Below are 20582 nucleotides of genomic sequence, written 5' to 3' on the forward strand. Positions count from 1 at the left end.
CATGTTTGCCCTGGTGGATGTGAACAGCTTTTATACCTCGTGCGAAACCGTTTTTCGCCCCGATCTGCAGGGCAAGCCGGTCGTGGTGGTATCCAATAACGATGGATGCATCATTTCCCGATCGGCCGAGGCAAAAGCGCTGGGGATAAAGATGGGGGCACCCTACTTTAAACTGAAAGACGAGCTGCGCCGCCAGCAGGTACACGTTTTCAGCTCCAACTACGCGCTCTATGCCGATCTCAGCAACCGGGTGATGACCACGCTCGCCGATATGGCCCCTTCCGTGGAAATTTACTCGATTGATGAAGCCTTTATCGATCTCTCCGGCGTCAGCCACTGCATGTCACTGGCCGACTTTGGTCACCAGATGCGCAGTCAGATCTTAAAGAACACGGGCCTGACCGTTGGCGTGGGGATTGCGCAAACCAAAACGCTGGCCAAGCTCGCCAACCACGCGGCGAAAACCTGGCGCAAAACGGGTGGTGTTGTCGATCTCTCAGACGTCGATCGCCAGCGTAAGCTGCTGGCGCTGGTGCCGGTGGAAGCAGTATGGGGTGTGGGGCGGCGCATCAGTAAGTCACTCCATCAGATGGGTATCCACACCGCGCGTGATTTGGCTGACAGCGCGCTGTGGGTCATCAGGAAGCATTTTAATGTGGTGCTGGAACGTACCTCACGCGAGCTGCGGGGAGAACCCTGCCTCAGTATGGAGGCGATGCCCGCCACCAAACAGCAGATTATTTGCAGCCGCTCCTTTGGTCATCGCATCACCCACTATAGCGATATGCACCAGGCTATCTGCACCTATGCCGAACGCGCGGCCGAAAAGCTTCGTCAGGAGGAGCAGTACTGCCGCTTTATCAGCGTTTTTGTCCGCACCAGCCCCCACGCGGAGGGCGAAATTTTCTACGGTAACCAGGCTTCCGGCACCCTGCTGACCCCCTCGAATGACACGCGCGACATTATTCGTACGGCCACGGAGGCGCTGGACAGAATATGGCGGGACGGTCATCGCTATATGAAGGCTGGCGTGATGTTGAGTGACTTTTTTAGCGAGGGCGTGGCACAGCTCAATCTGTTTGACGACAGGCAACCCCAGGCTAACAGCGAGGCGCTGATGGGCGTGATCGACCGGCTGAATCAGTCGGGGAAAGGCAAAATCTGGTTTGCCGGGCAGGGAACGCAGAAAAGCTGGGCAATGAAGCGGGAGATGCTGTCCCCCGCCTGGACCACCCGTTATGCCGACCTGCCCGTTGCAAAGTGAATCACATTCATCACTCACGGCCAGGCAGGCTGCCGGAGACGCAGCGTCGATGTCCCGCAGCCTGCCCGCGCGGTGCTACAGCGCGTTGATCTGCTGCAAAACAGACTGTTTGACAGCCTGCTGCTTCGACGGGCTGTCGGCCAGTGTCGGCTGCTGCTGAAAGGCCTGATCGAGCTTCTCCCCCAGCGTTGGCGAACCGGTTATCCAGGCATTGGTCGCCTCATCACCGATAACCGCTGCCACCACCCGGGCGGCCTCCTCCCAGGTCTGTATCGCTATCCACGGCGTATCAAGCGAGTAGGCAGGCGTGGCCGAAGTGACCCGCAGCGGCACCTCGGCCACGATATCCCGCGATGAGCGCCCTATTCGCAGCGTAAAAGGGCCTTCCAGCACCCAGTCCTGTCGGTCTTCGTCGTAGTACGAGAAGGCGCGCTTATCCAGTTGCAGGGTAACGGTTTTAGACTCCCATCCCTTCAGCGTTACCTTTTCAAAGGCCTTCAGCTCCTGCACCGGGCGGTCAAGACGCGCGACGTTATCCCCCACGTACAGCTGCACCACCTCTTTGGCGGTTCTGTCCGAGGCATTGCGCAGCGTCAGGCTGATGGTCACGCTTTGCTGCTTATCAATGTCAAAGATCGGGGAGGACGGCGTGAGCGGCCCATATTCGATTTTCGCGTAGGAAAGGCCGTGGCCAAAAGGATACGCCGGCGCAATGCCTTTAGTGTCGTAGTAGCGATAGCCGACATAGATGCCCTCGCCAAAAATGACCGTCTTACTGTTGCCGGGAAAATTGCCAAAGCTGGGCGTATCGGCATTGCGCACCGGGAAGGTCAGCGGGAGTTTGCCGGAAGGGCTGACTTTACCGGTCAGAATATCTGCCACGGCGTTGCCGCCCTGCTGGCCGGGCTGCCAGGCCAGCAGGATAGCGTCGACCTGGGGCTGCCAGGAGGCGATTTCAATCGGCGAACCGATATTTAACAGCACCACGACCTTTTTATTCTGCTGGTGAAAGGCAGCGGACACTTTCGCGATCATCGCCAGCTCATCCGGATGCACCGCCATCGTGTAGCTGTCGGCCCCCTCCGTTGAGCTGCGGCCAATGGCAATCAGCGCAATATCGCTTTTTTCCACCGCGCGGCGCAGGGTTTTGTCCAGGCTACCTTCATCCAGCCGTTGCTTATCCAGGGTATCAATAAAGGTCACGCCCGCATTACGCATCCCCTCCTGCAGGCTAACCCGCTGCTGCGGGTCAATATTGACCTCGGCGCTGCCGCCACCGGTGTCAAAAAAACGGTGAACGTTCTCGCCGAACGCGGCAATGCGCTGACCGCGCCTGACCGGCAGCGTATGGTCACTGTTTTTCAGCAGTACCATAGAGTCCGCGGCCACCTCCCGCGCCAGCGCCGCAGGATCAGCCGGGGCAGCCTCCTCCGGCGGCGTGGCCTGCTTGAACGCCTGGGTTTTCACCACCGTTTGCAGAATACGGGTCAGGTTAGTATCAATCTGTTTTTCCGTCAGTGCACCGGACTTCAGCGCCGTGAGCACCACCTCCTGCGGGTCGGTATTGCGGGGAACAAACGGCGTGTCCTTTTGCGACTTCCCACCCGGCATATTCAAATCGTTGCCCGCCAGCAGCGCGCTCACCGGATCGGTCACGCCGTACCAGTCGGACATCACCATGCCGTTAAATCGCCACTGGTCGCGCAGGACCTGCGTTAACAGCCAGGTATTCTGCGAAGCGGCGGTGCCGTTAATCGCCGGATAAGAACTCATGATGGCCCAGGGCTGAGCCTCGCGGATCGCATATTCAAAGCCGGGAAAGTAGATTTCACGCAGCGCACGTTCGGAGACGATCTGGTTAAGGGTCTGCCGACGGGTTTCCTGATTATTCGCCGCGAAGTGCTTTACTACCGCCCCCACGCCCTGCGCCTGCAGCCCACGAATATAGCTGGCGGCGATGCGCGCGTTCAGCAGCGGATCCTCAGAGAAGTATTCAAAATTGCGTCCATTACGCGGGTTACGCTGAATATTGATCGCCGGGCCAAGCATCAAGTCCACGCCCCTCTCCCGCGCTTCCCGGCCTATTGCACCGCCCACGCGCTGAATAAGCGCCGGATCCCAGCTGGCGGCCATCGCGATGGACACCGGAAAGCCGGTTGCAAAGCGCTTTGCGCCACCGGTCGGCCCGGCCCCGAGCCTGACCCCAACCGGCCCATCGGCAAAGACGATGGATGGGATGCCCAGACGAGGAATAGCCAGGGTGGAACCTGCCGCGCCCGCCACCTTCGCAGAGTTGTTCATGCCGGTGCCGGTGACCAGCGCGGCTTTTTCCGCCAGCGTCATAGCGGCAATCACGGCCGGTATGGAGGCGGTATCCGTAAGCTGGGGGGCGCAAAAAGCGGCAGAAAAAGGCAGGGAGCAGGCAGCGAGCAGGCTCAGGCGAAGCACTCTTTTTTTCATATTAGTCCCTCAATCAGGGCATTCACCGCGGGTGAATGCCCTTTCCGTTATTCATCGTTTGGGATTAGACCATCTTTAGCCGTTGTTTTTCAGCGATCTGGCGCACAGAGATCGAATACGCAGCCATCGAAGCGCATGGGCAGAGGGCCTGCCCCGTAACGCTAATTACTCTGCGTCCTGATTGACTATACTCATCTGGCTCGAAGACGCGCCCGCGAAGGTGCGACGGTTTCCCTGTCAGGAGTAACGTTTTGATTAAATGTAGCGTGATGTATCCCAACACTGAAAATGCCCGGTTTGACTATGACTATTACCGCGATGTGCATCTGCCGCTGGTCGAGAAGAGAATGGGACACTACCTGGTTTCCTGGTCGATAGATAAAATCGTTGGCACGACCGAAGGCGAACCGGCGCCTTATATCGCGGCCTGCCATCTGATCTGTCACTCCGTTGAGGATCTGCAAAAGGGCATGGCCGACCATATTGACGAGATCGTCGGGGACGTTGCGAACTTTACCAACCTCACCCCGCAACAGTGGATTTCGGAAATCGTGAAGTAAATCACCGCCGGTTCGGCATAAAAAAACCCTGTCAGCCTGAGGCTGACAGGGTATCGACGGCGCGCTTACCTCCCGTCCCACCTGAGCATCGCATTCTGCCACCGGTCCGATGGCAGAGTTTGAGCGTCGCCCGGTGATTACAGCAGGTTTTTTTCAGCCAGATCCAGCGCGAAGTAGCTGAAAATCAGGTCGGCACCGGCGCGCTTAATTGCGCCCAGGCTTTCCAGCACCACATCGCGCTCGCTGATTGCCCCGGCCTGCGCGGCAAACTTAATCATCGCGTACTCCCCGCTGACCTGATAGGCCGCCAGCGGCAGTTCGGTGCGCTCCCGCACGTCGCGAATGATATCCAGATAGGCGCCTGCTGGCTTAACCATCAGCGCATCCGCCCCCTGAGCCTGATCGAGCAGGGATTCGCGAATCGCTTCGCGGCGGTTCATGGGATTCATCTGATAGGTTTTACGATCGCCCTTCAGCGAGGTGCCTGCCGCCTCACGGAACGGGCCGTAGAATGAAGAAGCAAACTTGGTGGAGTAGGACATGATCGCCGTATCGGTAAACCCGGCCTCATCCAGCGCCTGACGAATCGCCGCAACCTGACCATCCATCGCCGCCGAAGGCGCAATAAAGTCAGCCCCGGCGCGCGCAGCGGCAACCGCCTGCCTGCCAAGATTCACCAGCGTGGCGTCGTTATCCACCCCGCGATCGTGCAGCACGCCGCAGTGACCATGGGTGGTGTACTCGCAGAAGCAGGTATCGGACATCACGATCATTTCCGGCACCGCATCCTTACAGATGCGCGACATACGCGACACCAGGCCATTCTCCTGCCAGCTATCGCTGCCCGTCTCATCGGTATGATGTGAGATACCAAAGGTCATCACCGAACGAATCCCGGCTTTGGCGATACGCTCAATCTCGAAGGCCAGACGTTTTTCCGGAATACGCATCACGCCAGGCATGGCCTGGATCGCTTTGTAGTCATCAACGCCCTCTTCAACGAAAATCGGCAGCGCCAGATCGTTGATGCTGAGCGATGTTTCCTGGAAAAGTGAACGAAGAGAGGGGGACTGACGCAGACGTCGTGGACGCTGGCTGAGAGAGATACTGGACAAAACAACCTCGGTTTAGCGGCTAATCACCAGCCCGAACGGCAGGCGGTGACGAAAAAATGAGTCTGCTAACAGTATACCTCCGCGTGCCCCCTGACAATGTTTGTGGCCTTCTTCCCACCCCGGACGGCACAGAATGTGTAACTTAGTGCGCGGCCTCGCACTTTCACGGATAAAGCGCCCGTCCACCGGATGAGACTGCTATGCTCAGGTGACCAGGCCCTTCACCCCTGATCTTCGCCCTGACCCTCATCGGTGAAGTATCCGACCTGCCCTACTCTTCCAGACTTGTCTGTTATCACGCGTGCCATCCTGCCCTTACTTAAGCCCGGTGCGTACGTATAAGGAATTGATGCGTGAGAAACCCATTTAGCGGCAAAGCGATCGGGCAACGCGTCCCGATGCCTGAAAAAAACGACTACGCCAGCGTTAAGCCGGAGCTTTACTCAGCAGAACAGATGGTGCGCTACGGCGAGAAACTGGCCCGTTCCCATCGCCTGACGCAGCAAAAGCAACCCTACTACCTGCTGAAAAGATTGAATGATAACGAAGTGAGCCTGGCCGAAAGCTGTGAGGTTATCAGCCAGGGAGACAAAAGCAGCCGGGCACCGGCGGGTGAGTGGCTGCTGGATAACTTCTACCTGATTGAGGAGCAAATCAGGCTGGTGCGCCAGCTGTTACCGTTTAATTTTGGTAAGGGCCTGCCGCAAATCGCCCTGCCACACTACGGCCCGCGCATCTACGATATTGCGACCGAGGCGATCGTACACAGTGACGCCCACTGGGATCTCAGTCTCCTGGCGCGGTTTATCACCGCCTATCAGACGGTAAGCCCGCTTACGCTGGGCGAACTTTGGGCGCTGCCGGGCATGCTGCGCCTGGCGCTGATTGAAAATCTGCACCGGGTGGCGATCGACGTCGCTCACGCCCACCAGCAGCGCGCACTTGCTGAGGAGTGGGTCAGGCGCATGCTGGAGTGCGAGGAGAACGAACCGGCCAACCTTATCGTGGTAATGGCGGAGATGGTGCAAAGCCAGCCGCCGGAGAGCAGCGCATTTATTGCGGAGATGATCAGAGGCCTACAGGGTCACGGCTCCCGCCTGGCGCTGCCGCTGCTGTGGGTGGAAAAACGCATCGCCGAAGCCGGGCTAACCTCCGCCGAGCTGGTCAATCGCTTTAATCAGCAGCTGAGCAGCAATCAGCTCTCCGTCAGCAACAGCATCAGCGGGCTGCGCCAGCTCAATGAAATTAACTGGGCCGATTTCGCCGAATCGGTAAGCCTGGTGGAGCAGTGCCTGCGCCAGGATCCGGCCGACATTTACGCGCAGATGCATTTTGATACCCGGGATAACTATCGCCATCATATTGAAGTTCTGGCGCGCCACAGTGCCTTTAGCGAAGAGGCCGTTGCCCGTAAGGTAGTAGTGCTGGCGGGCGTGGCTCCGGCAGAGAGCGTCAGGCGGCACGTGGGCTATTATCTGGTCGGCAGGGGCCGGGCAGAGCTGGACAGCGTGCTGAACGCGCATTTTCATCCCCTTTCGCTGCTGCGCAGTCAGCTCAATCAGACGCCGCTGCTGTGGTGGCTGGGGAGCATGAGCCTGCTGGTCATGGCCTTTAGCACCGAACTTCTTTTTCACGGCTATCGCCAGGGAATGGGGTGGTCGCTGCTACTGCTGACGTTACCGGTCATCGTAGTGGTTAGCCAGTTCACCGTCGCGATGCTGAGCGAAACCCTGACCCGTAGCCGCAAGCCTGAGCCGCTGCCGCGCATGGATTTTTCCGCCGGTATTCCGGCTACGTGTCAGACGCTGGTGGTGATCCCCTGCCAGCTGGGCAGTGAACAGCATATTGATGCGCTGGTAAACCATCTGCACATCTGCTACCTGGGGAATGCCCAGCCTAACCTTTACTATGCGCTGCTGACGGACTTTCACGACAGCGCGGTCCAGCAGGCGCCAGAACACCCGGCGCTGCTGGCCTATGCGGCTAACAAAATTGGCGCGCTGAACCGGCTTCATCCGCGCGACGGTGCGCATGACAGGGTATTTACGCTGCTGCACCGCGAAATAGTATGGAACCCGGCACAGGGCGTCTGGATGGGCTATGAACGCAAGCGCGGTAAACTCTATGCCCTGCATCGCTGGCTGCGCGGGCAGGATACGCCGTTTTCAACCATCGTCGGGGCCAGTCAGTCAGTGCTGGCGGCGGTGAAATACATTATTACCCTGGACAGCGATACCCTGCTCCCCAGGGAGATGGCGCATCAGATGATCGCGGCGATGGCGCATCCCCTGAACCTGCCTGTCTGGGACGCGCATCGCCAGCGGGTCACGGAGGGCTACGCCATCCTTCAGCCGCGCCTGGCGGAGGAGATCCCAACGGGCGGCCAAGGCCGCTACGCTGCGCTGTGCAGCGGCGAGCCGGGCATCGATCCCTACTCGGCCATCTCTTCGGATATCTATCAGGACCTGTTCGGAGAAGGATCCTTTGTCGGCAAGGGCATCTACGATGTGGATATGTTTATGCTGGCGACCCACAACAGCTGCCCGGAAAACCTCGTGCTCAGCCACGATCTGCTGGAGGGATGCTACGCGCGTTCCGGCCTGCTGAGCGATGCCGTACTTTATGAGCAGTACCCTAACAATTACCTGGCGGACGTGGCGCGCCGCTATCGCTGGACGCGTGGCGACTGGCAGTTGCTTAACTGGCTGCGGCTAAAAGTGAGACGGGCTGACGGCAGCCGGGGTGATAACCCCCTCAGCCACCTCTCCCGCTGGAAACTGCTGGACAATTTACGTCGGAGCCTGGTAGCACCCAGCCTGCTGATTACGCTGTTCTATGCCCTGTCGCCGGCCCCTGATGCGCTGTTATGGTTGGCCTGTCTGCCCGTTGCCATGCTGCTGCCAACCGTTGCCGCGCTGGTCATCGGCCTGCTGAAGAAAAATCGGCGTAATTCGCTGTCTCAGCATATTCGCGCCGTGCTGCGCGGAACCCGTAGCCAGCTGCTGACCACGGCGATGCAGATCGCTACGATGCCGCATCAGAGTCTCTACTCGCTGCGGGCGATTGCCATCACGCTCTGGCGTCTCGGCGTCAGTCACCGCTATTTACATGAGTGGGTCGGCTCTGACGCCGGAAGAAACCGCTCAGCGCCGTCTGTGATCGCCTTTTATCGCGTCATGTGGATCAATCCACTCGCCGGTATTCTCCTGCTGCTGATTAGCGGTTTATCACCGCCTCCCATGATGGCTATCGCGCTCTTACTCTGCCTGTGCTGGGTTGCGACGCCTGCCGTGCTGGCGTGGCTGAGCCGCCCGAGAACCGTGGCGAAACAGCCGCTCAGCCAGCCACAGCGAAACTATTTACGGCAGATTGCCCGAGAAAACTGGGCCTTTTTTGACACCTTTGTTACCGCAGAGGAGAACTGGCTGCCGCCGGACAACGTTCAGGAGATCCCCCAGCGCCGCGTGGCGCATCGCACCTCACCCACCAATATCGGGCTCTCGCTGCTGGCCACGATGACCGCACGGGATTTTGGCTACCTGACCCAGCAGGAGGTGCTGCTGCGCATTACCCAGACGCTGGATACGCTGGATAAACTCGAGCACTATCGGGGCCATCTCTATAACTGGTACGACACCCATACGCTACAGCCGCTCCATCCGCGCTACGTCTCCAGCGTCGACAGCGGTAATCTGGCCGGTCATTTGCTGACTCTAAAAACCGGGATAGCGGCCTGGCGTAACGCGCCCATTCTGGATATGCCCAGCGTGCTGGCCGGCGTGGATGACACACTAAGATTGCTGCAACATGAGGTGGGGGGGAAAATGCCCGCCGCCCTTAAGCCGCTGCGTCAGCGTTTACAAATAGCCCACCGTCAGCCCCCGGATAAGGTCCTGCCCGAGCTGATTATCATGCGCGAGCTTGCCGCTGCGCTGCTGAACGATATGCCCGCCCTGACGGGTAGCTGGCTGCAAAACCTCCATAAGCAGCTTGAAGCGGTCTGTGAAGAGTGGCAGCTGATGGCAGGATGGCGCGACCCGCGCGAGCCGGTTACTCCCTTCCCCTCACTGCTGTGGCTGGTGGAACAGCACGAACAGGTTGCCCCAGGGGGGGATGACGCACTGCATACCGCCAGGCTGGTTGCGCAGAAAAGGCTGGCTATGATTCACGAGCTGGAACTGCGGCTGGAAGATCATGCCACCATGGATTTTCGCTTCCTGTATAACGCGACTACTAACCTGCTGAGCGTCGGCTACGACTGCGAGGCCAGCAAACTGGATAGCGGGCACTACGATCTGCTGCCGTCTGAAATTCGCCTGACCAACTATGTCACCATCGCCACCAATCAGCTGCCGCTGAAGAGCTGGTTCGCACTGGGCCGCCTCTATACCGAAATCAATGGCGATCCGGTGCTGATGTCGTGGAGCGGGTCAATGTTTGAGTACCTGATGCCACAGCTGGTGATGCCGCTCTGGCCGGATACCCTGCTTTCCCGCATGTGCCAGACGGCGGTGACGCAGCAAATTGCCTGGGGTAAGGCGCACCATATTCCCTGGGGGATTTCCGAATCGGCCTGGTATGCCTTTGACAATCAGCATAATTATCAGTATCACGCCTTTGGCGTGCCGGGGCTGGGGCTGAAGCGCGGCCTGAGCCAGGATATGGTCATCGCGCCTTACGCCACGCTGCTGGCGCTGCCGGTGCAAGCTCAGGCGGCGATTAAAAACCTCCAGAGTCTGGAAAAGCTGGGCGCACATGGCGTCTACGGATTTTACGAGGCGCTCGATTTTACCGCTTCACGCCTGCCGCAGGGGCAGTCACAGGTGATCATTGAGTCATGGATGGCCCACCACCAGGGTATGGGCTTTCTGGCGCTGTCGAATCTGCTACTGGATGCGCCGATGGTAAAACGCTTTGCCGCAAATCCCGATTTCGCATCAGCGCGCCTGCTGCTACAGGAACGCGTGCCAACCACGGTCGAGCTTTTCACTCGCCGCCGTAAATTTGAGTCAAATGAGGGCACGCTTCAGCAGCCTGCGTTGGAACAGCGTGAGTTCAGTGACGTCAATACGGCCTTACCGGAGGTCCAGCTGCTGGGGAATGGCCAGTACCACTTGATGGTTACCCTCGCTGGCGGTGGTTACAGCCGCTGGAATAATCTGGCCCTGACCCGCTGGCGGGCGGATGGCACAAAGGATAATCGGGGCACCTTCTGCTATCTGAGCGATCCCCAGAGCGGTGAAGTCTGGAGCAACACCTGGCAACCGACGGGTAACAAAGGCGCGCAATACCATGCCCTGTTTACCGATGCGGGGGCGGAATTCCGCGTCACCACCGGCTCACTTAGCATCCACAGCCATATTGTCGTCTCGCTGGAAGACGATGTTGAACTGCGACGAATCACGCTAACGCATCGTGGTCGTCGCCCCAGAACGATTGAGCTTACCACCTACGCCGAGGTGGTCCTGGCACCGGCCAGCAGCGAACTGGCGCATCCCACCTTCAGCAACCTGTTTGTGGAAACCACCCTGCTTCCGGCGCTGGAGGGCATACTCTGCCATCGTCGACCACGTGAAGCCGCAGAACAGACCCCCTGGCTGTTCCACCTGGTGGCGATTAACGGTTCGGTTGGCCGGGAAACCTCCTTCGAGACGGATCGCGCCGCCTTTATTGGCCGTGGTCGCACCCCTACCACACCGCTGGCGCTGACCCGGCCTGGGCCGCTGGGGAACGGTGCCGGGGCGGTACTGGACCCGATTATGGCAATCCGCCAGCGTATCCGCCTGAAACCTGGCGTCCCGGTGGTGGTCGACGTGCTGTATGGCGTAAGCAGCAGCCGTGATAGCAGCCTGGCGCTGATGGAAAAATATCGCGATCGCACCATCGCCGATCGGGTATTTGAAATGGCATGGTCCCACAGTCAGGTGGTGCTGCGGCAGCTGAATGCCAGCGAAGGCGACGCAATGCTGTTTAACCAGCTTGCCTCTGCGGTTATTTTCCCGATCACGGAGATGCGGGCAGACCGGGAGGTGCTGAGTCGCAACCGACGCGGACAGTCGGGGCTGTGGGGCAATGCGATTTCTGGCGACCTGCCGATAGCCGTACTGGCCATCGGGAGTGAAGATAACCTCGGCATGCTGAAAACGCTTATCCAGGCGCATCATTACTGGCAGCTGAAAGGGCTGGAGGTGGATCTGGTTATCCTCGTACAGACGCGTGGAGGTTATCAGCAAAGCCTGTTTACACTGGTAACCAGCCTGATCGCGTCCGGCCCGTCCGCCGCCCTGACGGATAAACCGGGCGGCCTGTACGTGCGCAAAACCGAGCTGTTAAGCAGCGAAGATCTGACGCTGCTGTTCAGCGCCGCCAGTCTGGTTCTTGACGACAGTCGCGGCAGCCTGGCAGATCAGCTGACCCAGCCGATACAGATGCCGCCGCAAACGCTACAGCTTATTCCCCTGGTCCCGCGCCTGCCCCGGCCTGATTACCCGGCTAATGCGCTGGCGTTCGACATTTCTCAACTGCACTTTTTTAACGGCCTCGGCGGCTTTAGCCAGGACGGCCGGGAGTATTGCATCGTGCTGAAAGCGGGGCAAAGCACCCCTGCTCCCTGGTCCAATATTCTTGCCAACAAGGATTTTGGCAGCGTTATTTCCGAAAGCGGTCAGGCCTACAGCTGGTTTGGCAACGCGCATGAATACCGCATCACGCCGTGGGAAAACGATCCGGTCAGCGACAGCTCGGGTGAAGCCCTTTATCTGCGGGATGAGGAGAGCGGCGAATTCTGGTCGCCCACGGCCTTACCCGCCAGAACCGACTGCGACTACGTAACCCATCACGGTTTTGGCTACAGTCAGTTCAGCCATCAGTACAGCGGTATCGCCAGCGAACTGCGGGTGCTGGTGGCAAGAGATGCCCCGGTAAAACTGGCCGTGTTAACCCTCTCTAATCATTCAGGCCATACCCGCAGGCTCTCGGTGACGGGCTACGTGGAGTGGACGCTGGGCGAGCATCGCAGTAAGACGGCGCTGCATGTGGCAACCTCACCGGCCAGGGTGGTGAATGGCTGCGGTATCCTGGCGACCAATCACTATCGCGATACCGATGCCGGGCGAACGGCGTTTATCGCGTTAACCGGCGTTCACTGCTCGGTGACCGGCGATCGCCGTGAATTTATTGGCCGCAACGGGTCACTCAGCAAGCCCGCGGCGCTGGGCATGCAGCGGCTTTCTGACAGGACCGGCGTGGGATTAGACCCCTGCGGTGCCGTTCAGTCGGCGACGACCATTATCGATGGCGATCAGCGCACCTTTATTTTTATCCTCGGCGTGGGGGAAGATCGACCACAGGCGGAAAGGCTGATTGAGGTCTGGCTGAATGAGGCGAAGGTCAGAGAGGAGCTGGCGGGGGTCCACGACTACTGGCACCACATACTGGACAAGATCCAGCTCTACACGCCCGATGCGGGCGTCAACCTGCTGGCAAATGGCTGGCTGCTTTATCAAACCCTGGCCAGCCGTATTCTGGCACGCAGCGGCTACTATCAGTCCGGCGGTGCCTGGGGTTTCCGCGATCAGCTACAGGATTGTCTGGCGCTGAGCAATGCTCTGCCCGAGCGGCTGCGTGAACAGATCCTGCTCTGTGCCAGCCGGCAATTCACCGAAGGCGATGTGCAACACTGGTGGCATCCTCCAACCGGCCACGGCGTACGCACCCGCTGCTCAGATGATTTCCTGTGGCTTCCGCTGGCGATCAGCCACTACGTTGAAACAACGGGAGACAAAACTCTCGTTGAGGAACAGGCGGGATATCTGGAGGCGCGTCAGCTGGAACCCAACGAGGAGTCCCTCTATGAACAGTCGGCTGTCAGTACCCTGAAAGAGTCAGTCTGGCTGCACGGTATTCGCGCTATCAAACGCGGCCTGGTTTTCGGTGAACATGGCTTACCGCTGATGGGCTCCGGGGACTGGAATGATGGCATGAGCCAGGTTGGGATTGCCGGACGCGGTGAGAGCGTCTGGCTGGGTTTCTTCCTTTATACGGTACTGCGGCGCTATGCGGCACTGGCGGAAACGCTGGGTGATAATGACACCCTTACGCTCTGCCGTGACCAGGCGGACAAGCTGCAAAAGAATCTCCAGGCGCACAGCTGGGATGGTGAGTGGTACCTGCGCGGCTTTTTCGACAGCGGGGAACCACTGGGTTCACACCTCAGTAAAGAGTGTCAGATTGACGCTATCGCGCAGAGCTGGGCGGTGCTCTCGGGTGCAGGCGATGCCCAGCGCACGGCGGTGGCGATGAAGTCGCTTGACGATAAACTGGTTGATGATGACAACGGGCTGATCAAGCTGCTTACGCCGCCTTTCGACGGGAATGGCCCCGATCCGGGCTATATTCGCGGCTATCTGCCGGGGGTGAGGGAAAACGGCGGCCAGTATACCCACGGTGCCATCTGGGCAATTATGGCCTTTGCGGAAATGGGTGACAGCGAGCGAGCCTGGCAGCTGTTTGCGCTGATAAACCCGATAAACCACAGCCTGACGCCGGAAGCCACGCAGCGTTATAAGGTCGAACCCTATGTGATGGCTGCGGATGTTTACTCCGTTGAGCCGCATATCGGACGCGGAGGCTGGAGCTGGTATACCGGCTCGGCGGGCTGGACCAGCCGCCTGCTGATCGAAGCCCTGCTGGGCATTAAACGCCGGGGCGAAGGCTTAACGATTCGCCCGCATATGCCTTTGGCATGGCCGGCGCTGACGCTCACCTGGCGTGAAGGCACCAGCCGTTACCATATTGAGGTCATACGCGGTACGGCGGATTATGAACTCTGGATGGATGGCGTAAAGCTGGAGGAGACGATAATCCCACTGAGCGTCAGGGGCGAGGAGCATCAGGTTAAAGTTATTCTTGCGGGATAAACGAAAGGTCACTGTGGCCGGGTAAAGGTGAGGGGCGTATAACGCCCCGTCGGGGCGATGCTGCGGGAAGAGACACAGGGTATGAGTAAAGGCCAGACGCCAAACGCCTGGCCTTTATCCTGTGGGTGTTATGCCGCAGCCTGAGCGATCTGGGTCAGTTTTTCATCGGTACTTTTTTCTTCCGCCAGCGTCTCTGCCAGCAGCTTAGCCGCGTCCTTATAGCCGAGCTTTAACGCCATGGCGTGCAGCGTGCCGTAGGTGGCAATTTCATAATGCTCCACCTTCTGTGCCGCACCAATCAGCCCGGCATCTAAAACCTCTCCCTTCTCGACGGTGTCGATCAGTTCCTGGGCTTCTTCTGCCAGCCCTTCCAGCGCATGGCAGGTCATACGTTTGATTTTCACCCCTTCGGTGACGTCCACCAGCTGCTGAATGCGCTCTATTTGGCCGCGGGTTTCTTCAAGGTGTTTATTAAAGGCCGCAACTAGCGTTTCACTGGTGGCGGCGCGCGCCATTTTCGGCAGGGCTCGGGTTATCTGTTTTTCTGCACTATAAATATCTGACAGGTCATGTATAAAAAGTTCTTCTAAAGTAGTAATAGACATAATCGGCTCCGGAATAATAAATTAAGGCCAGGAATTATTATTAATTCTGACCAGCATGGAATAATAATCTCGGTAACGTAGATAATAGTAGGTGATAAAAAGACAATGCGAGGGTTATTAAATAAAATACATTACCTTCGCGATGAAAAAATAATTAAATGGCCAATTAATCATCGGGTTATATTTTATTATCGGCATTTATTCTTAATGTGATGCATTTAACAGAATTATCGTCAAGGTTATCTGTGGCAATGCCTCTATCCCGCGCCTTTTCCGGCATCTTGCCGAGGGTTTTTTTTCACTTTTCACACGTCTCACCGGGTCTAAGGTCTGCAATCTGTTACAAAGACTGAAAAAAATATGTTAATTCAAGCAGATATTGTGCCGCTCTCCGCATTTTCGTCCATACTTATCGCAGTGATTTTGCCGCAATAGAGGAGTAATGATGGAATTTCTGGGTTGGACTGCCGCAACCGGTGGTTTATTACTGTTAATGTCGCTGGCTTCCGGGTGGATTAACCGCGGCCCTATCACCACCTTTGCACTTTACCTCATCGCCGGGGTGATCTGCGGCCCCTGGGTGCTTAATCTGCTCCAGGTGGATGTCGCCGCGCATGCTGATCTTGCCAAAAACCTGACAGAGATCGCCATGGCCGCCTCGCTGTTTATCACCGGGCTGAAGCTGCGTCTGCCTTTACGGAGTCAGGGCTGGCGCATCGGTATGCGTCTGGCGTTTCCAGGCATGCTGCTGACGGTAGGCGGCGTGACGCTGGCCGCGCATTTTCTGACTGGGCTCTCCTGGCCGCTGTCGCTGGCCTTTGGCGCAATTGTTGCGCCTACGGACCCGGTGCTGGCCAGCCTGATCGCGGTTAACGATGCCCGGGATGATGATAATCTGCGCGTGTCGCTCTCCAGCGAAGCGGGCATGAACGACGGAAGCGCACTGCCGCTGCTGATGCTGGCAATGCTGCTGATAACCACCCAGGGCGATCTGACGCTGGCGATGTTCAGCCACTGGGCGCTGATCGATGTTTTATGGGCTATCGTCGGCGGCATCGCTATTGGCTTTCTGCTGGGACGCTTCGTCGGTCAGTATGCGACGCATTTACGTTATACCCACCAGGACGTTGCGCCTAATGACTTCCTGGCACTGGCGCTGATTGCGCTCAGCTACGCTGCGGCACAGTCACTTGATGCCTCAGGCTTTCTCGCCGCCTTTGCCGCCGGTGTCGGTCTGCGACGCGCTGAAATGCGCGTGACCCGTCGGCAGCCAGCGGATACGTTCCAGGACAGCGATAACCGCCCCCCCGCTGAGCTGATGGTTAACCCACATATTCGTCACGAGTCAGGCGAGTCCAACGCTGCCAGCTCCGTGGGCCTGGTAGTGGGCGATGCCCTCTCCTTTGGCGATATGATTGAAAGACTGTTTGCCGCAGGGATTATTATCGTACTGGGCGTCACCCTGGCTCATCACTGGGATCCAGTGGGCCTGCTGATGGGGCTGCTGCTGTTTGTGGTGATTCGCCCTCTGTCGGTGTGGGTGGCCACCATCGGGATGGGCGCGCCGCGTAAGCAGAGGCTGATACTGGGATGGCTGGGCATTCGCGGCATTGGCAGTATCAACTACATTGCATGGGCTTACACCCACGGCCTGGGGGGCGATGAGGCGAACCGCATGGCCAATATGGCCTTTACACTGATTGTGGCCAGCGTAGTGGTACACGGCATTTCCGTGACGCCGCTGGTCAACTGGCGGCAGGCTAAGGTTGACGCAGCGGCTAAAGCTGCCGCAGAGGCCGCAGAAAAAGAGAAATCGCGCGGGTAAACAGATGAAAATATCAGACAGTTTTCGCGCGCACTTCCTTCGTGAGATCCTCACGCCCCTGGTGCTGGTGCTGCTGATTACCTCTCTCGGCGCGGGCTATGCCGTCTACTGGGCCACGTCAAAAAGCAATGCCGAGGCCGCGGCGCGCCAGCACCATATTATTCAAACGTCTCTTTCTCAGAGCCTGAGTGAGATGATTATCCAGCATCGCAGCCTTGCGCTGTGGCAGCCGCTGGCGCGCCATGTGCAGCATACTCCACCTGACCAGGCCTGGCTGGATCAGAACGTGGGCGCATGGCTTTCAGGCATGTTTGGTCATCAGCGGGTTTATATCCTGCGTTCTGATGGCCAGCCGGTTTACCAGTGGGAAAATGGCCGCAGCGTGCGGCGCGACACCTGTCACGCCAGCCGTAGCGGCTGCACTTACCGGTCTCAGCCACGCCGTAGCCAGCCTGAAAACACGCCGTGAAAGCGTGGGATTCGCGCTGATTGATAACCGCCCTGCTGCGCTCGCGGTGGGAACCATTGATGGCGACCCCGCCCAGCCTCGTGGCTTTGTGCTGGTCAGCATCCGCTATCTGGACGGCGCTTTTCTCGACGCCCTGTCACAGCGCAGCCAGCTTCAGGGGCTTTACTATGCTGATAAGGCCCCTCTCCGCCATCTTACGGCTAACTACCCGCTGATAAGCCCGGCTGGCCATCCGCTGGGTTACCTGGCATGGCAGGCAGACAGGCCAGGGACCCGGATGCTGGGCATCATCGCCCCGCTGGTCGTAGCCGTGCTGCTGATTATTACCCTTATTTGCACGATGATGATCCGCCGCATTTGGCTCTCCTCACTCCGGCTCTCTCAGTCGCTGCTCCAGCTCAGCGCCAGCGAAGCCCAGGCGCAGCATCTGGCCTTTCATGACGTGCTGACCGGCCTGCCCAACCGTGCGCTGGTTGAAGAGCGTCTTGCCCAGACGCTCGGCAGGCGGATGCGAGATCCTGACGGCGACAAGGTGGCGCTGCTGCTGCTGGATCTCGATCGCTTTAAACTGGTCAACGACACTTACGGTCATCATGCGGGCGACGACTTAATTATTGAGGTGGCGCATCGGCTCACGCAGCGGGTGGGCGAAAAGGATACCGTGGGTCGCCTCGGCGGCGATGAATTTGTGGTTATCCTGTCGGCCGTGGCGACCTCTGCGGAAGTAGAGAGGCTGTGTGAGCAAATAGTGGCGGATCTCTCCCGCCCTTTCATCCTGCTGGGATGTGAAACCTGGATTGGCGTCAGTATCGGCGTCATGCTGGCCAGCGGAGAGCCCACCGACCGCGCCGAGATCGTACGCAAAGCGGACATCGCGCTCTATCAGGCGAAAAGTCAGGGGCGGGGCCAGTATCAGTTCTTTGATCCCTCGATGGATGAATCCATTAAAACGCGCCTGCAGGTGGCGACCGATCTGCGTCAGGCGCTGCTGCATAAGCAGAACCTGGCGGTTTACTACCAGCCGCAGATGGATATCTCTGGTCAGAAAGTCGTTGGACTGGAGGCACTCATACGCTGGAATCATCCGGTGCTGGGCGCCATTCCTCCCGGCGAGTTTATTCCGCTGGCGGAGGAGATGGGGCTCATTATTCAGCTCGGAGAGTGGGTGCTGCGTGAGGCCTGCCGCGTGTCACTGGCATGGCCCGATCTGGTCATTGCGGTTAATGTCTCTCCCCTGCAATTTCGCTCGCCGGGGTTCGTCGAACATTTTGAAGCGATTGTAAAGCAGGAGAATACCCTGCCTTCACGCATCGAACTGGAAATTACCGAAGGGGTGCTGATAGAAGATAGTAAGGGCGCGAAGAAGATTATGAGCCGTCTGCGTGAAGTCGGATTCCATATTGCGCTGGACGATTTTGGCACCGGTTATTCCAGCCTTAATTACCTGAGCCATTTTTCAGTCGATAAGATCAAAATCGACCGTTCGTTTACTCAGGCGCTGGGGGTGACGGAAAACTCCATGGCGATCGTTGAGTCGGTCGTCAGGCTGGGCCAGGCGATGGGACTGGTGGTTACCGCAGAGGGGGTAGAGACCAGCAGCCAGATGGCGGCGCTGGCCGAAGCAGGCTGTAATCAGCTTCAGGGATATCTTTTTTCGCAGGCAGTACCCGAGGGCCAGATTGCAACGCTACTGGCCCGTGAGGAGGCGTAAGCGAAATCAGAAAAAGCCCAGCGGCTCGGTGCTGTAACTGATTAGCAGGTTTTTGGTTTGCTGATAGTGATCGAGCATCATTTTATGGTTTTCCCGTCCGATGCCCGATTTTTTGTAGCCACCAAAGGCCGCATGAGCGGGATATAGATGATAGCAGTTGGTCCACACGCGTCCGGCTTTGATGGCGCGGCCCATGCGATAAGCCCGGTTGATATCCCGCGTCCAGACGCCTGCGCCCAGGCCGTAAATGGAGTCATTGGCGATAGCCAGGGCTTCGGCCTCATCTTTAAAGGTAGTAACCGCCACCACCGGCCCGAAGATCTCTTCCTGAAAAATGCGCATACTGTTATTCCCCTTCAGCAGCGTCGGCTGAATGTAGTAGCCGCCTGACAGCTCTCCTTCCAGCTTCTCCACGCCGCCGCCCGTCAGCAGCTCTGCGCCCTCTTTATGGGCGAGATCGAGATAGGATAGGATCTTGTCGAACTGCTGCTGCGACGCCTGCGCGCCAACCATCGTCTCGGTGTCCATCGGATCGCCACGTTTAATCGTTTTGATGCGCTTCATCACGGCTTCCATAAAGGGCACATAGATCGACTCCTGCACCAGCGCGCGCGACGGACAGGTACAGATCTCGCCCTGATTCAGGAAGCCCAGCACCACCCCTTCCGCCGCTTTTTCAATAAAGCCCGGTTCGGCCTGCATAATGTCTTCAAAGAAAATGTTCGGTGACTTCCCTCCCAGCTCGACGGTTGACGGGATCAGGTTCTTCGCCGCCAGCTCAAGAATATGACCGCCAATGGCGGTAGAGCCGGTAAAGGCGACTTTTGCGATGCGGGAGCTGCTCGCCAGCTCTTCGCCCGCCTCGCGCCCAAAGCCGTGCACCATATTCAGCACGCCTTTAGGCAGCAGATCGCCGATCAACTCAACAAACAACGAAATGGAGAGCGGCGTTTGCTCGGCAGGTTTAAGGATCACGCAGTTACCCGCCGCCAGCGCCGGAGCCAGCTTCCAGGCAGCCATCAGCAGCGGAAAGTTCCATGGAATAATCTGCGCTACCACGCCGAGGGGCTCATGAAAATGATAGGCGGCAGTGAACTCATCAATCTCTGCCGCGCCCCCTTCCTGCGCGCGAATACAGCCCGCAAAGTAACGGAAATGGTCCACCGCCAGCGGCATATCGGCGGCCAGCGTTTCACGCACCGGCTTGCCGTTATCCCAGGTTTCATTCACGGCGAGATACTCCAGGTTTTCCTCCAGCCGATCGGCAATTCTCAGCAGCGTCAGCGAGCGCGTCTGCACCGAGGTTTTGCCCCAGGCCTCAGCGGCGGCGTGCGCTGCATCCAGTGCCTTGTCCACATCCTGGCGGTCGGACCGGGGAAACTGCCCCACCGGGGAGCCGTTGACCGGCGAGCTATTAGAAAAATATTCGCCGTTTATCGGCGGGACAAACTCACCGTTAATATAGTTGCCGTAGTGCGACTTAAGAACGATCAGCGAATCTTTATGGCCCGGATATGCATAACGCATCTTATTCTCCCATGGGGTCGTACGCCCCGCCTTAGTTAACATGCAGGTAACTTACTATTAACATTATTGCTAAGCGAGAGAATGGCAGAGCGTCACGGATGAAACTGTGATCGGGTATAAGAATTGGC

The 20582-nt window shown here is 58.3% G+C and carries 10 protein-coding genes; 6 read left to right on the forward strand and 4 right to left on the reverse strand.

All coding sequences use genetic code 11. The features are described 5' to 3' along the window. Position 1: 1 nt before the first annotated feature. Positions 2 to 1264 carry a translesion error-prone DNA polymerase V subunit UmuC gene (gene umuC / locus AAGR22_RS12785; RefSeq protein WP_345827870.1) on the forward strand — a complete coding sequence of 421 codons (1263 nt, stop codon included), beginning with the start codon at positions 2 to 4 and terminating at the stop codon, positions 1262 to 1264. Between the two features lie 75 nt (positions 1265 to 1339). On the opposite strand, the gene AAGR22_RS12790 is transcribed toward umuC, so the two are convergent. Next, a complete protein-coding gene (locus AAGR22_RS12790) occupies positions 1340 to 3607 on the reverse strand; it encodes a glycoside hydrolase family 3 C-terminal domain-containing protein (RefSeq protein ID WP_345831594.1) in 2268 nt (755 codons plus the stop codon). Positions 3608 to 3975: 368 nt separating this feature from the next. Here AAGR22_RS12790 and AAGR22_RS12795 point away from each other — a divergent pair, with 368 nt between their 5' ends. Further along, positions 3976 to 4284: an EthD family reductase gene (locus AAGR22_RS12795; protein ID WP_345827871.1), complete on the forward strand. Its 309-nt coding sequence runs from the start codon at positions 3976 to 3978 to the stop codon at positions 4282 to 4284. 137 nt (positions 4285 to 4421) lie between these two features. Here AAGR22_RS12795 and hemB read toward each other — a convergent pair whose 3' ends face one another. Then, complete coding sequence (hemB, locus tag AAGR22_RS12800) at positions 4422 to 5399, reverse strand: porphobilinogen synthase (RefSeq protein ID WP_345827873.1); 978 nt, start codon at positions 5397 to 5399, stop codon at positions 4422 to 4424. A 398-nt stretch (positions 5400 to 5797) separates the two neighbouring features. On the opposite strand from hemB, the gene AAGR22_RS12805 reads away from it, so the two are divergent. Further along, entirely contained in the window at positions 5798 to 14317 is an 8520-nt protein-coding gene (locus AAGR22_RS12805; RefSeq protein WP_345831595.1) for a glucoamylase family protein, read from the forward strand. A gap of 128 nt (positions 14318 to 14445) precedes the next feature. Here the strand turns inward: AAGR22_RS12805 and AAGR22_RS12810 are convergent, their stop codons facing one another. Then, a complete protein-coding gene (locus AAGR22_RS12810) occupies positions 14446 to 14922 on the reverse strand; it encodes a ferritin-like domain-containing protein (RefSeq protein ID WP_067701013.1) in 477 nt (158 codons plus the stop codon). A 445-nt stretch (positions 14923 to 15367) separates the two neighbouring features. Here AAGR22_RS12810 and AAGR22_RS12815 point away from each other — a divergent pair, with 445 nt between their 5' ends. The 3 genes from AAGR22_RS12815 to AAGR22_RS12825 are packed head-to-tail and all read left to right on the forward strand — an operon-like array spanning position 15368 to position 18927. Continuing rightward, positions 15368 to 16747 (forward strand): sodium:proton antiporter, encoded by a 1380-nt coding sequence (locus AAGR22_RS12815; protein WP_067701010.1) that lies wholly within the window; start codon positions 15368 to 15370, stop codon positions 16745 to 16747. Between the two features lie 4 nt (positions 16748 to 16751). Further along, a complete protein-coding gene (locus AAGR22_RS12820; RefSeq protein ID WP_345827876.1) occupies positions 16752 to 17216 on the forward strand; it encodes a CHASE4 domain-containing protein in 465 nt (154 codons plus the stop codon). Beyond that, positions 17119 to 18927: an EAL domain-containing protein gene (locus AAGR22_RS12825; protein ID WP_345827878.1), complete on the forward strand. Its 1809-nt coding sequence runs from the start codon at positions 17119 to 17121 to the stop codon at positions 18925 to 18927. Before AAGR22_RS12820 ends, AAGR22_RS12825 begins: the two co-directional genes overlap by 98 nt. Before the next feature lie 6 nt (positions 18928 to 18933). Here AAGR22_RS12825 and AAGR22_RS12830 read toward each other — a convergent pair whose 3' ends face one another. Then, a complete protein-coding gene (locus tag AAGR22_RS12830) occupies positions 18934 to 20454 on the reverse strand; it encodes an aldehyde dehydrogenase family protein (protein ID WP_345827880.1) in 1521 nt (506 codons plus the stop codon). Positions 20455 to 20582: the final 128 nt, after the last annotated feature.

Origin of the sequence: Erwinia sp. HDF1-3R (assembly GCF_039621855.1) — a bacterium.
GTDB lineage: Bacteria > Pseudomonadota > Gammaproteobacteria > Enterobacterales > Enterobacteriaceae > Erwinia.